Origin of the sequence: Rheinheimera sp. MMS21-TC3, assembly GCF_032229285.1 — a bacterium.
In the GTDB taxonomy this organism is placed as follows: Bacteria; Pseudomonadota; Gammaproteobacteria; order Enterobacterales; family Alteromonadaceae; genus Alishewanella.
The window spans coordinates 919,575-934,977 of the sequence record NZ_CP135084.1 but is presented as its reverse complement, the minus strand read 5'-3'; the positions used below and the strand labels follow the sequence as shown (position 1 = coordinate 934,977).

The following is a 15,403-nucleotide window of genomic DNA, read 5'->3' as shown; positions in this document are numbered from 1 at the left end:
GAATTAACTGGCCGTGGCTTACAAGATAAAAGCTTAACCTATACGGTAATTTGGCGCTTCTTTAGTAATTTGCACATCGTGGACATGAGACTCGCCCATACCAGCCGATGTTACCCTTACAAACTCTGGCTTAGTGCGTAACTGTTCTATATCGGCACTACCGGTTAAGCCCATAGCCGAGCGTAAACCGCCCATTTGCTGATGAATAATGTTTTCCATTGGCCCTTTATAGGCTACTCGGCCTTCAATTCCTTCTGGTACCAGTTTTTCTGCACTGTTACTGCCTTGAAAGTAACGATCTGATGAGCCATTACTTTGTGCCATTGCACCTAAAGAACCCATACCGCGATACGATTTATAGTAGCGACCTTGGTACAGCTCAACTTCACCTGGCGCTTCTTCAGTACCAGCAAACATAGAACCAACCATCACCACATGAGCACCTGCCACTAAAGCTTTTGCTACATCACCAGAAAAGCGAATACCGCCATCAGCAATAATAGTAACATCTGTACCAGCAACACCCATTGCCGCTTCAGAAATAGCCGTAATTTGCGGTACACCACAACCTGTAACTATACGTGTGGTACAAATAGAGCCTGGGCCTATACCTACTTTAACCGCATTTGCACCCGCTTCAGCTAAGGCCTTAGCCCCTTCTGCTGTGGCAACGTTACCAGCAACAATTTGTAAGTCTGGGTATTTTGCTCGAGTTTGCTTAACTCTATCTATAACGCCTTGCGAATGACCATGTGAGGTATCTATTAATAAAATGTCAACGCCAGCTTCAACTAAGGCCGCTATACGCTCATCTGTACCTGCGCCTACGCCTACTGCTGCACCTACACGTAACCGACCAAGTTCATCTTTACAAGCGTTAGGTTTACTGGCTGCTTTATAATAATCGCGTACCGTAATTAACCCTTTAAGTTTAAAGTCGTTATTAACGACTAATACTTTTTCAATCCGATGCTGATGCATTAATTTAAATGCTTCTTCGCGCGGTGCCGATTCGTTTACTGTAACTAAACGCTCTCGCGGCGTCATTAAGCTACTAACTATTTCATTATTATTAGCTTGAAAACTCATATCTCGGCTGGTTAACATGCCCACTAAGTTATTATTAGCATCTACCACCGGAAAACCAGAAAAACCACATTGCTGAGCTAGCGCTAAAACGTCGCGAATACTCATATCAGGTGTTACAGTGACAGGATCTGACACCACGCCGCTTTCAAACTTTTTCACTCGGCGTACATTGGCAGCCTGATCTTCAATGGTCATATTTTTGTGAATAAAACCTAAGCCACCTTCTTGAGCTAAAGCTATAGCTAAACGCGCTTCGGTTACCGTATCCATAGAAGCAGATACCATAGGAATATTAAGCGTGATAGTGTTGGTTAATTTTGTGCGCAAATCGGCGGTATGGGGTAAAACGGTGGAATGTGCTGGTACCAATAATACGTCATCAAAGGTAAGAGCTTCTTGTTTGATCCTGAGCATTGCAACAATCTCGCTATGGCTGAAAAGATAAGGAATGTTGCGGTGCAATTTTAGCGGTTTTGTTTGCTTTTAACAATCACTTTTTCAATTTATGTTACAGTCTACCTAAGTATTAGCGATACCATGAACTTTAATTATGCAAACACCCGATATTTATAGCGTTTCTCGTTTAAACAGCGAAGTGCGTTTAACCTTAGAATTACAATTCCAGCAGATATGGCTACAAGCAGAAGTGTCAAACTTTGTAGCAGCTGCATCTGGCCATTGGTATTTCTCATTAAAAGACCAAGCAGCTCAAGTAAAAGTTGCCATGTTTAAAATGGCAAATCGCCGCAGTGCTTTTCAGCCCAAAAATGGCCAGCAAGTATTAATTCGCGCCCGCATTAGCGTGTATGAACCGCGCGGTGAATACCAACTGATTGCTGAGTTTATTGAAAGTGCTGGTGCCGGTTTACTTAAACAACAGTTTGAACAACTTAAAGCACAATTAAATGCCGAAGGTTTATTTGCCCCAGAACGCAAAAAGCCGTTACCTGCCAATATTCAACGTGTTGGCGTTATCACCTCACCAACAGGTGCTGCTATTCGCGATATTATTACCGTGTTACAGCGCCGAGCGCCTAGTATTGCAGTGATAGTTTACCCCTGCCAAGTGCAAGGTGACACTGCCGCGGCACAATTACGGGCTATGCTTAGCACCGCTATTAGGCGTAACGAAGTCGATGTACTTATTATTGGCCGCGGTGGTGGCTCTTTAGAAGACTTATGGTGTTTTAACGACGAAACCTTAGTGCGCGCACTTGCTGCCTGCCCTATTCCAACAGTCAGCGCCGTGGGCCATGAGATTGATTTTGCCCTAACCGATTTTGTTGCCGATATTCGTGCCGCCACACCATCAGCAGCCGCCGAACTCGTTTCACCTGATCAAAGCCACATTTTAGAACGTATTAACCGTTTGCGTAATGCGCTGTATCAAGCCCAGCGTTCGCAACTACAACAGCTGGCACCACGTTTAATTAATCTTAGCCAGCGCTTACTAGCAGCTGAACCAAAAAGACGCTTACAGCAGCAACAGCAACGTTTAGACGAGATGCAGCAGCGCTTAACTAACAGCATTAAACGCCGCTTAATCAATACCAGCCAGCAGCAACAGTATTTAGCGAAAAGCCTGCGTCAATTATCACCGGCAAAACAATTGGGGCAACAACAGCAAGTCGTTACCCACTTAAGCCAGCGCTTAGCTAATGCTCAAAAACTAAAGTTGAAACAACAACAGCAATTACTTGGCGCTATAGTCGGGAAATTAGATACCGTTAGCCCACTAGCAACACTAGCTCGTGGTTACAGCATTAGCTTTACCGCAGACAAGAAGGTGTTAACTTCAACCGAGCTGTTAACTATTGGCGATAGCGTAACTACGCAGTTAGCTAATGGCAGCTTTATAGCTAATATTAGTGCTATAACACCCGCTAAATAAAAAACAAAAGCCTGATATAGCTGTTCTATATCAGGCTTTTTCATGGTAATAATAAATTTAGTTACTACTATTAAGCTTCTTTTACTACATCAATAAAATATTGCAGTTCGCCATCGACCATTTCCCGCACTAAACCGTGCACATCGGTTTCAAAGCCGGGGAAGGCTTTGTTAAAAGCGCGGGTAAACTGCAAGTAGCTAATAATAATTTTATTAAAGCGCTCGCCTGGCACCATTAGCGGTATGCCTGGTGGATAAGGCGTAACTAGCATAGCAGTAACTCGGCCTTCTATATCATCAATAGCCACCCGCTCTATATCACGATGGGCCATTTTTGCCCAAGCATCTGCTGGTGTCATGGCCGTTTCAATGTTAGACAAGTACATTTCTGTGGTGACTTTAGCCACATTATACTGACGGTACATATTATGAATTTGCTGGCATAAATCACGCAAGCCTACTTTTTCATAACGTGGATGCTTTTTAGCAAACTCTGGCATCACCCGCCACATGGGCAGGTTTTGATCATAGTCATCTTTAAACTGTTGCAACTCAGTCACCATAGAGTTCCAACGGCCTTTAGTTATACCTATGGTAAACATAATAAAGAATGAATACAGACCGGTTTTTTCGATAATAATACCGTGCTCAGCTAAATACTTACTAACAATAGCGGCTGGCATGCCTTGCTCATCAAACTGGCCTTGCAGGTTTAAACCTGGGGTAATAATAGTAGCTTTAATAGGATCTAGTAAGTTAAAGCCAGATTCTATGGCACCAAAACCATGCCAGCTGTCTTTAGCATGCAACATCCAATCATCTCGATCGCCTAAGCCCTCTTCAGGTAAGGTATCTGGTCCCCAGACTTTAAACCACCAGTCATCATCACCGTATTCAGCATCCACTTTGCGCATAGCACGTCTAAAGTCGATGGCTTCAAATAAAGACTCTTCTACCAAAGCAGTACCGCCTGGCGCTTCCATCATGGCAGCGGCAACATCACAACTAGCAATAATGGCGTACTGAGGGCTAGTAGAGCTGTGCATTAAGTAAGACTCGTTAAACCTATGGGTATCTAAACTGCGATTTTGCGCATTTTGCACCAATATTTGTGAAGCTTGCGATAAACCTGCTAATAACTTATGGGTAGATTGAGTAGCAAAAACTAAAGTATCTTCTGAACGCGGCCGGTCTTTACCTATAGCGTGCATATCTTTATAAAATTCATGAAAACTAGCATGCGGTAACCAAGCTTCATCAAAGTGCAGCGTATCTATAGTAGAACCAAGCTGCTGCTTAATTTCTTCAACGTTATATAAAATACCGTCATAGGTACTTTGAGTAATAGTTAGAATTCGCGGCTTTTTATTTTTTGCATTACGCGCAAACGGATTAGCGGCTATTTTTTTCGCTATAGCTTCTGGTGAAAACTCACTTTTCGGAATAGGGCCTATAATGCCGTAGTGGTTACGCGTTGGCATTAAAAATACTGGTATAGCGCCGGTCATAATAATAGAGTGCAATATAGATTTATGACAATTACGATCAACAACCACTATGTCGCCTGGGGCCACAACAGAATGCCAAACCATTTTGTTAGACGTTGAGGTGCCATTAGTCACAAAAAATAAATGATCACTGCCAAAGATCCGGGCAGCATTTTGCTCACTTTGCGCAACAGGGCCAGTGTGATCAAGCAACTGACCAAGCTCATCTACCGAGTTACAGACGTCGGCGCGTAGCATATTTTCACCAAAAAATTGATGGAACATTTGGCCGACTGGGCTTTTTAAGAAGGCAACACCACCTGAGTGGCCCGGGCAATGCCAAGAGTAAGAGCCGTCTGATGCATAATCCATTAAGGCATTAAAAAATGGTGGCGCTAGTGCATCAAGGTATTTTTTTGCTTCACGAATAATATGCTTAGCAACAAACTCTGGCGTGTCTTCAAACATATGAATAAAGCCGTGTAATTCACGCAAGATACTATTAGGAATATGCCGAGTTGTTCGGGTTTCGCCATATAAAAAGATCGGAATATCTGCATTACGCTTACGCACTTCTTTAATAAACTGACGTAAGCCCGCTACGGCGATTTCAACTTCTTCGGCTGAACCATCACCAAATTCTTCATCATCAATAGATAAAATAAAACACGACGCCCGGCTGGCTTGCTGGGCAAAAGCACTTAAATCCACGTAGCTAGTGTAACCAACAACTTCAAAGCCTTTATTACTTATGGCTTCGGCTAAATCACGAATACCCGAGCCCGAGATATTTTCTGTGCGAAAATCTTCATCGATAACAATAACTGGAAAACGAAATTTCATAGCAATTACCCTTTTTGTTGGTAAATCTATTTAGAGAATTTAGTACGTGCTTTCATTAACCGTTCGCGTTTATATTTTTGCAACGGTGTTTCCGTATTTTTTTTAGTTGGTGCAAAAGGGTTATCGCCTTCACGGAACTCAATTTTGATAGGTGTGCCCATCATTTTTAATGTCTTACGGAAGTAATTCATTAAATAGCGCTTATAAGAGTCTGGTAATGAGTCTACTTGATTACCATGGATAACAATTAAAGGTGGGTTATAACCACCCGCATGAGCATATTTTAATTTAACCCGACGGCCATGCACCATAGGAGGCTGATGGTCCTCAACGGCCATTTTCATAATCCGCGTTAATAAAGCTGTGCTATGACGGGTAGTAGCAGAGTCAAAGGCTTCTTCAACCGATTCAAATAGATTACCCACACCCGAGCCATGCAATGCCGAAATAAAATGTAAACGGGCAAAATCAATAAAACCAAAGCGGCGATCTAATTCACGTTTAATTTCATCTTTAATGCTTTCGCTTAAACCATCCCATTTATTTACCGCTATAACTAAGGAGCGACCCGCATTTAAAGCAAAACCTAAAATACTTAAATCCTGATCAGAAATCCCCATTCTGGCGTCAAGTACCAAAATAATCACGTTGGCATCTTCAATAGCTTGCAGGGTTTTAATCACCGAGAATTTTTCCACTACATCATCAATTTTGCCGCGACGACGCACACCTGCGGTATCTATTAAAGTATAGTCACGGCCATTGCGTTGCATTGGAATATAAATAGAATCACGTGTCGTGCCTGGCATATCAAACACAACTACCCGCTCTTCACCTAAAATACGGTTTGTTAAGGTTGATTTGCCCACATTAGGCCGGCCAACTATAGCTAATTTGATATGCTGACTGCGTAAACGTGCGGCTTCGGCATTGGCTTCTTCTTCGGTTAACGTCTCTAACTCTAGCGTTGGCTCAGCCTCATTATCGTTTGCTAAAGCTCGCTGTTGTTCTTCTGTTAACAAAGGTACTAAGGCAAAGTTTAATAAACTGGATACCCCACGGCCATGCGCCGCAGCAATAGGATACACATCACCTAAGCCTAAGCTATAAAAATCGGCAACCGCAGTATCAGCATCTAAACCGTCGGTTTTATTGGCTACTACAAAGACCTTTTTTTCTACTTTGCGAATATGTGCCGCTATAGCTTGGTCACCTACAGTAGCCCCTGCCCTTGCATCTACCATAAATAACACTACATCAGCTTCATCTATGGCTTTTAACGATTGCTCGGCCATTTCTACTTCAATGCCATGTTCGTTACCGTCAATACCGCCGGTATCAACAACAATAAACTCTAAGCCTTCATACTTAACAGAGCCATATTTACGGTCACGGGTTAACCCCGGGAAGTCTGCTACTAAAGCATCACGAGTACGTGTTAAACGGTTAAATAGCGTCGATTTTCCGACATTGGCACGCCCAACAAGGGCAACGACAGGTAACATGGTGTAAACCTCAGAAATAACAAAACAGGTCAAAGAGACCTGTTTATAAAAATAATTACAAACACCTAATTAAGGTGTTTGTAATAACACTAGTTCGCCGTTACGGCTTTGTACTAATAAATACTCTGCATTGGCAACAGCTTCAGTATAAAAGCCCGAACTGTCCATACTTTGTCGAGCAACAAAACGACCATCGCTACGATCTAACCAATGTAAGTTACCTTTACTATCGCCTATTACAATATAGTTTTTATAAACAGTAGCGCCAGTTAGAAAATGTTTATGCAAGCCGTATTGAGTCCAAATTTCAGTGCCATTTTTATTATCTAATGCCGATATACGCCCTTCTGAATCCACTAAATATAAAGTGTCATTGGCCATAGCCATATTCCGAAAACTTGAATACTCACGTTTCCATAATGCTTTACCGCTGCGGATATCTAGCGCCACTAGTTCGCCGTTAAAACCTATAGCAATAATAACACTACCTACCACTATTGGTGCAGCATCAATATCGGCTAAACGCGATAAGTCGGTTGTACCTGCAGGAACTGAAATTTGCTCTTCCCAAGCTTGATAACCACGATCAGCTAAGACAACACCTAAGTGACCACTACCAGAACCATAAATAACGCCACCACCATGAATAACTGGCTGGCTAACGCCTCGTAAGGTTAATGAAGGCTGTTCAGTTTCAAACTCCCAACGCTGTTCACCATCATCTGGATGTAAGGCAATTAAACCACCTGCGCCTGTAGCAACTATCACTAAACCTTCGCCAATAACAGGCTTAGCTAACACTTCGCCTTTAACTTCGACCCGCCACAGCAATTCACCCGTCTCTGGAGCAAGCGCAAACACCTCTCCGTTCTCAGTGCCCAAAAACAATTTGCCATATCCATAGCTGACACCACCAGAAATGCGAGCATTGCCATCTGACCACAAGTTGCTAATACCTTGCCAAGCAGAAGAACCATTTGGCTGCCGTAAGTCAAACTGCCAGTGACGCTTACCACTAGTTAAATCATAAGCAGCTACAATACCTTGCCTACTGGCTGCATAGACTGTTTGCTCAACAATAAGTGGCTGCAAGCTAGACTCAAAGTGGGCAACACCCTTACCAATTTTAGTTTTCCATACTACGGTAGGTTGAATACTATTCTGTACTGCCGGTAGTACTAACTTTTCTTTAGTCGAACAGCCAGCCATCGCTAACAGTACTAAAGCTATCGTTATAAGTTTTAACTGTAATCTCACACTTACCTCTCGTTATGCTGCGGTGATGTGTGCTAGTTCATCCAGTTTTACCTGAAGCAACTGCTGATTTTCACCACGAGCATTTAATGCTTGCTGGTAAGCTGTTTTAGCTTGCGCAGGTTTATCACTTAATAACAAAATATCGCCTTTTAACTCGGCCTGTAATGCTTTAAAGCTATCTGGTACTGGCTTAGCTAAGGTTGCTAAAGCTGCATCAAAATTAGTTTGTTCTTTTTGCACTCTAGCTAAGCGCAATTGGGTTAAGGCTAAAAGAGCTGGCTCTTTAGCATGTTCTAACACCCAGCTTAATTGCTTTGCAGCTAGTTCTAGATCCTCTGCAACCACCGCATCTTTAGCCGCTAACAAGGCAGCAAGAACAGCATAATTTTCTGATTTACTGCTATCAATAAAACCTTGAGCTTGTGCTAACCAATTATCGTCTTGTGCGGTTTCTCTCTTAAGCAATAACTGGCTAAAACCTGCCGAAGCTTGTTCAACATTATTGCGCTGCTGAGCTTGGTAATAACGAAAGCCGTATAACACTACAAAACCAAGCACCACACCACCTAAAATGGCTTTACCGTAAGTGTTCCAAAAGCGTTTAATTGCTTCTACTTGTTGCTCTTCACTGCTATAAATTTCCACTGTGTTACTCCGTCCGTACTGCTCAGGCTAGCTGTTTAGCCAACTCAGTTATTAATAGGGTTTGTTGTGGCTTATCTTCACGAAGCCATTTTACGGTAATCTCACCTCGGGCTAATTCATCCTGACCTAAAATTAGACCAACAGTCGCTCCCGATTTATCTGCACGTTTTACCTGTTTTTTTAAGTTTCCGCCACCACAATGCAACATTATTCTTTTGGTTGGCAATTCATTGCGCAAGCGTTCGGCAACAGAATGAATAGCAAGTTCCGCTTCTTCTCCTAACGCCATCAAATAGATATCGGCATTCTTTGCTAATGTTGGCACTAAGTCTAAGTGCTGCAATAGCAAAACTAAACGTTCCATACCTAAAGCAAAACCAACGGCAGGTGTCGACTTGCCACCAAGCTGCTCAACTAGGCCATCATAACGACCTCCAGCACAAACTGTACCTTGCGCACCTAGTTCTGTGGTTACCCACTCAAATACGGTTTTATTGTAATAGTCTAAACCGCGGACTAAACGTGGATTAACCGTAAAGTCTATTCCTGCTGCCGTTAATAATTGCTTTAACCGAGCAAAGTGTTCTGCAGAGTCCTGATCTAAGTAATCTGCTAATTGTGGCGCTGCTGCTAATAACTCAGCTAAGGCTGGATTTTTGCTATCCAATACCCGTAGTGGATTAGTATACATACGGCGCAAACTGTCTTCATCAAGTTGTTCTTTATGTTGCTCTAAATAAGCAACAAGCACATCACGATAATGGCTGCGTGCTTCGGCAGAGCCTAAAGAATTAATCTCTAACTTAACATAAGGAGTTAAGCCTAATTGCTGCCATAAACGGGCGCTAAGTAAAATCACCTCAGCATCTATATCAGGTGTCGCTATACCGAACGCTTCTAAACCAAATTGGTGAAACTGGCGATAACGACCTTTTTGTGGCCGTTCATGACGAAACATTGGCCCCATATACCATAAGCGCTGCTCTTGGTTATACAGCAAGCCGTGCTCATTACCCGCCCTAACACAGCAGGCAGTCCCCTCTGGACGCAAAGTTAAACTATCACCATTACGATCAGCAAAGCTGTACATTTCTTTTTCAACGATATCAGTAACTTCACCAATAGAGCGTTTAAATAACTCTGTCATCTCGACAATAGGAAAACGAATTTCACTATAGCCATAATTAAACATGGCTTGTCTTAATATTTGTTCAGCATATTGCCAAACGGGAGTATCCTGCGGCAGGCAGTCATTCATGCCTCTAATTGCCTGAATTTGCTTCGACAAAATTATGTATCCACTAATAAAACTGAAAAACTGCCGCGATTATAGGCGCAGCACGACTAAAGGCCAACTATGACTACAAAGCAGTTATAGCTGGCGAATGGTAATTTTTTGCTGTAAATAACTACGAATTTGTTGCTCTAATTGCTCAGCAACATTGCTATTATCTAACCGCAGCTTTTGCCTTTGCCCATTAATATAAAAGCCGCTTTTTTTACTAGCTCCGGCAACACCTAAATCTGACACTAAAGCTTCACCTGGGCCATTCACCACACAGCCTATAACTGATACGGTCAATGGCTCCACTACATCTTCTAGTTGCTGCTCTAGTTGGTTCATAGTTTTGATAACATCAAACTCTTGCCGTGAGCAACTAGGGCAAGCAATAAAGTTAATACCACGTGAGCGAATGCGTAACGATTTTAAAATATCAAAAGCAACTTTTACTTCTTCTACTGGATCTGCAGCTAACGAAATTCTCATGGTATCGCCAATGCCTTCGGCTAATAACATGCCTAAACCAACAGCCGACTTAACTGCACCCGCTCGTGCACCACCCGCTTCTGTAATACCTAAATGTAGCGGCTGCTTAATTTGTTTTGCTAATAAACGATAGGCGCCTACAGCTAAAAATACATCTGAGGCTTTGACACTAACTTTAAATTGGTCGAAGTTTAACCGATCTAAAATATCGACATGACGCATAGCAGATTCTACTAATGCCTCTGCAGTAGGCTCATGATATTTTTCTTGAATGTCTGCTTCTAGTGAACCACCATTTACCCCTATACGAATAGGAATATTATAGTCTCGTGCACAATCTACTACTGCACGAATACGATCTTCGCGGCCTATATTGCCAGGGTTAATACGTAAGCAATCTACGCCGTATTCGGCGACCTTTAAAGCAATACGATAGTCAAAGTGAATATCAGCCACTAACGGAATAGGTGACTGTTGTTTAATTAACTTAAAAGCTTCAGCAGCATCCATAGTAGGTACAGATACTCTAACTAAGTCTGCGCCTGCTTTAGCAATAGCATTAATTTGTGCCACAGTCGCAGCAACATCTGTTGTTAACGTATTAGTCATAGATTGCACGGCTATAGGTGCATCACCGCCAATTAATACATTACCCACTTTAATTTGGGTGCTGGCACGACGTTTTATCGGGTTCTCTGCAAACATTGTTACTCAGATCCGGGAATAGTAAATTTTGCTACTCTACCTGTTGGTAAAGCAGATATATCATAAGGTTGTTGATTAAAATTAATTGTCACTACAGCTGGGTTACCTAAAGTAACAACAAAAGGCGCTTTACCTTTTAAGGTCATAGTATAGCCTTTGCCTTTAGTGCCATAGGCTATACGCTCACCTGTAGCATCAATAACATTTACCCAACAAGCATCACTAAAGCGCATATTAAGTGTATCTTCTACACTTGCAATAACAGTAGTTTCAGCCTCGGCTATTGCTAAACTTGGCTCTAGCTCTATACCTAACTGTTTTTCTACGTTTATAGTGTCAACTTGAGGCACAGTTATTTCGCTATTAAGGGTTTCATTGCCTAGTTGTTTTACATCGCTTGGTGTAGCACTGTCATTAGTATTAGTATTAGTATTAGTATTAGTATTAGTATTAGTATTAGTATTAGTATTAGTATTAGTATTAGTATTAGTATTAGTATTAGTATTAGTATTAGTATTAGTATTAGTATTAGTATTAGTATTAGTATTAGTATTAGTATTAGTATTAGTATTAGTATTAGTATTAGTATTAGTATTAGTATTAGTATTAGTATTAGTATTAGTATTAGTATTAGTATTAGTATTAGTATTAGTATTAGTATTAGTATTAGTATTAGTATTAGTATTAGTTAAAGACACTAATTCTTTATCTGCATCTTGTTGTCGCTCTTGTGGTAAAGCTGTATGCGTTAACTCCTCATTGGCAGTAGGTTCAGCTGTCCAATACGAAAAATCTGCTTCAGTTTGCCACCACCAAATAAACAATAACACGACAAACAAAGCGATAATGCAGTAAGTTAGCCAAATAAAACGTTTATCTGTTAGCTGCCGTTTACTGCGGTTAGAAAACGTTTGCATCGGCTTCACAACATGCTGCTGGCCTGCACTATCACGATTAAAAGCTGCTTTAAGTTGTTTTTCAGGAATTTTAAGTAACTTAGCATAAGCTCGTATATAGCCTTTAACATAAGTTTCTTGCATATTACCATTAAACTGGTCTTGCTCTAGCTGGCTGATCAGTTGTTGGGATAAGTTTAACTGTGATGCTACTTGCTGTACAGAAAGACCACGGGCTGTGCGTGCCTGATGTAGCATCTGACCTATACTTGGATCTTGCTGACTTTCTGCTTCAATTTTCATGGGTAGTTAATGCAGGGTCCACGACCAATAATTGCTGACCAACATATAATTTACTCTGTTCAGTCAAATTATTCCAGCTCATAAACTTATCTAGTCTAATGTTATAACGATATGAAATACTAAACATCGTCTCTCCTACCTTTACCTTATGATAGGGTTCGGTTGTGTTGACTTGAAGCCTAGACGCTATTTCTGGTTTAGCTTTTTTATTTAACTCTGATTCTTCAACCTGCTGTAACCAAACTTTTTGGCCGGTATGAATAGCTGATTCAGGAGTTAATTTATTCCATTCCATTAAGCGCTGCAATCTAATATTATACTTTACTGATATAGCATATAAAGAGTCATCTTCCTGCACTAAGTGAAACTTAGGCTCAGGTTTATCTTGAGTGGTTATATCAGTGCTAATGATCGCTGCTGCTTGTACTTCGGGCGCCTTTACTTCAGCTAGATTTTCCTCAACTATTGGCTGAGCTGTAGATGCTGGTGCTGTTTGCTGTAGTTCTAGCTGCTCTGCTATAGCTTGCTCTTCTATTAGTAGCGTTTCTTTGGGTAAACTTTCAGTTTCTGCGGCCGCTAAAGTTATTGCTGATGGTGTTGCTTCTATTTCGCCAACCTCAGCCGCTTTAGTCACTTCGATAAGGTCAGCCTTAGCTTCTTTATGGCTTAACTGCAAACTATTAGCTATATCGTTAGTGGCATTTTTTAACACTGGCGCAGTAACAAGCTCAGGCTCGACTTTAGCATTAACTTGGTTACTATTTATACTAGCTTCTTTCGTCAGTTGATTAGTGTCTTGTTCTTCTAACGCTGCTGTTCCTGCTAACTCGGCATCAGCAGTTCCTGTTGTTTTACGTTTAACTACTTTAAGCTTAGGATTAGCAACTGGCTTGCGGATAGGCGCACTGTTTGTGCTCTGACTAGGTAAGCGGATATTCGACATTAAAGTTTCTTTGTACCGCTCTCGCAATAGTTCAAATTCACTTAATGCTAATTTATCTTGTAATAATAGCGTTGTCTCAGCAGAGCCCATATACAGTGTTAGTAACAGCTGTTCAGCATTATTTTTGGTTGTAGTATCACCTGTTTTATCGGCAATTAAATAACTTAATAATACTGTTCTAGCCGATACTCGGCCTAAGCGTTGAATTCTGGCTAATTGGTTTTTTGCCTCGGTCATTTCACCCATGGCATAAGACAAACTCGCTGTTAACACTAATGAGCTAATACGAGTGCTATTATGGTTAATAGAGCTATTTAAAAAGGCTTTACTTTTTGTGAAGTTATTTTGTTGTAACTGACATAAGGCTAAGTTTTCATAGCTTTCTGCTACGCGAATGTAGCCAGGGCGGTTTATTGCTTGCAACAGTAATCGTTCTGCTGCTTCATACTTCTGTAACTGACACAAAAATGCACCGTAGTTATTATAAGCATCGGCATAGTTAGGATCTTTATTGATAGCAATTAAATAATGCTCTTCCGCCTGATCTGTTTCGCCAACATTTTCATAATAATAAGCTAAAGCACTATATACTTCAGCTGAGTTAGGCGCAAAACTTCGAGCTCGCTCTAAATTATACTTAGCCTGCGATGAGTCTCCACGGCGCAAGTAGTTTAAACCAAGTGAGATACGAGTACGGGCAGCTTCAATATTATCGAACGAGCGATTAGCCACTGGCTTTTCGCTTCCTACATAGCTTTGCTCTGACACGCAACCTGTAAGCATGATGCTACAGGCAGCAATACCAACGATAATCTTGCGCTTAAACACAGGCCATTCCTTGAATTATTACAGTACCTTCACCGCGATTGACTGCTCTTTTTCTTGATTTCTAATGACGCGTTTAGTTCTATCAATTACATCACCCACTAACTGACCACAGGCTGCATCAATATCATCACCACGAGTTTTACGTACAATAACAGTAAAGCCATATTCATGTAAGACTTTGTTAAATCTGTCAATGCGAGAATTACTTGATCTTTTATAAGGTGACCCTGGATAAGGGTTAAATGGGATCAAATTAATTTTTGATGGCGTATCTTTTAAAGCATGCGCTAATTCATGTGCTTGCTCCATGCTGTCATTGATGCCATCAAGCATCACATATTCAATCGTTACTTTATCATTAGCTTTAGAGGCTTCAACATAACGCCTAGAAGCTGCTAAAAACTCTTCCATTGGATATTTTTTATTTACCGGTACCAGTTGGTCACGTAAAGCATTATTAGGTGCGTGTAGCGAAATTGCCAGTGCCACATCAATTTTTTCACGCAAAATATCTAATGCGGGCACAACGCCTGAAGTACTGAGAGTTACACGACGTTTTGATAAACCAAAACCGTAATCTTCCAGCATTAACTGCATAGCTGGTACAACATTATTTAGGTTAAGCAAAGGCTCACCCATCCCCATCATCACTACGTTAGTGACAGGTTTAACATTGCTACCACCATAACTACCAATAATTTTAGCCACTCGCCACACTTGACCAATAATTTCAGACACGCTTAGGTTACGGTTAAAACCTTGTTGTGCTGTCGAACAAAATGAGCAGTTTAAAGCGCAACCAACCTGCGAAGAAACACATAGTGTACGGCGATCTTTTTCAGGGATCCATACAGTTTCAACTTCTTGGCCACCACTTACCGCCATAATAAACTTAATAGTACCGTCACTACTCTCTTGTTGCATCACCACTTCTGGCGCAGAAATAACACAGCGACTTTTTAATTTTTCGCGCAATACTTTATTGATATTAGTCATTTGGTCGAAATCATCAACACAATAGTGGTATATCCATTTCATTACCTGATCGGCACGAAATTTCTTTTCGCCCATATCAACAAAAAGCTGCTGAATTTCGCTGCGCGATAAATCAAGTAAATTAATTTTTTTTTGTTGCTCAGTCATATCTAGAGCACTCCTTACCACAATAAACAATAGCTATAAAATACTGCACTTTCTATATAGGGACCTACTAGCTATATAGATTAAGGGGGCTTACGCCCCCT

The 15,403-nt window shown here is 41.2% G+C and carries 11 protein-coding genes; 1 reads left to right on the top strand and 10 read right to left on the bottom strand.

Annotation, left to right across the window (positions count from 1 at the left end):
• Positions 1-33 precede the first annotated feature (33 nt).
• On the bottom strand, positions 34-1,503 hold the full coding sequence (gene guaB / locus RDV63_RS04700) for an IMP dehydrogenase (protein WP_313908374.1): 1,470 nt from the start codon (positions 1,501-1,503) through the stop codon (positions 34-36).
• A 136-nt stretch (positions 1,504-1,639) separates the two neighbouring features.
• Here guaB and xseA point away from each other — a divergent pair, with 136 nt between their 5' ends.
• A complete protein-coding gene (gene xseA / locus RDV63_RS04695) occupies positions 1,640-2,980 on the top strand; it encodes an exodeoxyribonuclease VII large subunit (protein WP_313908373.1) in 1,341 nt (446 codons plus the stop codon).
• A gap of 70 nt (positions 2,981-3,050) precedes the next feature.
• Here xseA and RDV63_RS04690 read toward each other — a convergent pair whose 3' ends face one another.
• From RDV63_RS04690 to RDV63_RS04650, 9 genes are all read right to left on the bottom strand, one after another.
• Positions 3,051-5,309, bottom strand: coding sequence for an arginine/lysine/ornithine decarboxylase (locus tag RDV63_RS04690; protein ID WP_313908371.1), 2,259 nt, complete (start codon positions 5,307-5,309; stop codon positions 3,051-3,053).
• A gap of 26 nt (positions 5,310-5,335) precedes the next feature.
• A complete protein-coding gene (der, locus tag RDV63_RS04685; RefSeq protein WP_313908370.1) occupies positions 5,336-6,814 on the bottom strand; it encodes a ribosome biogenesis GTPase Der in 1,479 nt (492 codons plus the stop codon).
• 69 nt (positions 6,815-6,883) lie between these two features.
• Positions 6,884-8,071, bottom strand: coding sequence for an outer membrane protein assembly factor BamB (bamB, locus tag RDV63_RS04680; protein ID WP_313908369.1), 1,188 nt, complete (start codon positions 8,069-8,071; stop codon positions 6,884-6,886).
• Between the two features lie 12 nt (positions 8,072-8,083).
• Complete coding sequence (locus tag RDV63_RS04675) at positions 8,084-8,716, bottom strand: YfgM family protein (protein ID WP_313908368.1); 633 nt, start codon at positions 8,714-8,716, stop codon at positions 8,084-8,086.
• Between the two features lie 22 nt (positions 8,717-8,738).
• Positions 8,739-10,004, bottom strand: a complete 1,266-nt coding sequence (gene hisS / locus RDV63_RS04670; RefSeq protein WP_313908367.1) for a histidine--tRNA ligase — start codon at positions 10,002-10,004, stop codon at positions 8,739-8,741.
• Positions 10,005-10,088: 84 nt separating this feature from the next.
• Positions 10,089-11,189 (bottom strand): flavodoxin-dependent (E)-4-hydroxy-3-methylbut-2-enyl-diphosphate synthase, encoded by a 1,101-nt coding sequence (gene ispG / locus RDV63_RS04665; RefSeq protein WP_313908366.1) that lies wholly within the window; start codon positions 11,187-11,189, stop codon positions 10,089-10,091.
• Positions 11,190-11,191: 2 nt separating this feature from the next.
• Positions 11,192-12,388: a RodZ domain-containing protein gene (locus RDV63_RS04660; protein WP_313908365.1), complete on the bottom strand. Its 1,197-nt coding sequence runs from the start codon at positions 12,386-12,388 to the stop codon at positions 11,192-11,194.
• Complete coding sequence (gene pilW, locus RDV63_RS04655; protein ID WP_313908364.1) at positions 12,378-14,159, bottom strand: type IV pilus biogenesis/stability protein PilW; 1,782 nt, start codon at positions 14,157-14,159, stop codon at positions 12,378-12,380. The genes RDV63_RS04660 and pilW overlap by 11 nt, the downstream gene beginning before the upstream one ends.
• Positions 14,160-14,177: 18 nt before the next feature.
• Complete coding sequence (locus tag RDV63_RS04650) at positions 14,178-15,302, bottom strand: bifunctional tRNA (adenosine(37)-C2)-methyltransferase TrmG/ribosomal RNA large subunit methyltransferase RlmN (RefSeq protein WP_313908363.1); 1,125 nt, start codon at positions 15,300-15,302, stop codon at positions 14,178-14,180.
• Positions 15,303-15,403 lie beyond the last annotated feature (101 nt).

What these genes read in the sequence shown, in the direction of transcription:
- guaB (WP_313908374.1), bottom strand. Translation starts at nt 1,503, where the DNA reads ATGCTCAGGATCAAACAAGAAGCTCTTACCTTTGATGACGTATTATTG.
- xseA (WP_313908373.1), top strand. Translation starts at nt 1,640, where the DNA reads ATGCAAACACCCGATATTTATAGCGTTTCTCGTTTAAACAGCGAAGTG.
- RDV63_RS04690 (WP_313908371.1), bottom strand. Translation starts at nt 5,309, where the DNA reads ATGAAATTTCGTTTTCCAGTTATTGTTATCGATGAAGATTTTCGCACA.
- der (WP_313908370.1), bottom strand. Translation starts at nt 6,814, where the DNA reads ATGTTACCTGTCGTTGCCCTTGTTGGGCGTGCCAATGTCGGAAAATCG.
- ispG (WP_313908366.1), bottom strand. Translation starts at nt 11,189, where the DNA reads ATGTTTGCAGAGAACCCGATAAAACGTCGTGCCAGCACCCAAATTAAA.
- RDV63_RS04660 (WP_313908365.1), bottom strand. Translation starts at nt 12,388, where the DNA reads ATGAAAATTGAAGCAGAAAGTCAGCAAGATCCAAGTATAGGTCAGATG.
- RDV63_RS04650 (WP_313908363.1), bottom strand. Translation starts at nt 15,302, where the DNA reads ATGACTGAGCAACAAAAAAAAATTAATTTACTTGATTTATCGCGCAGC.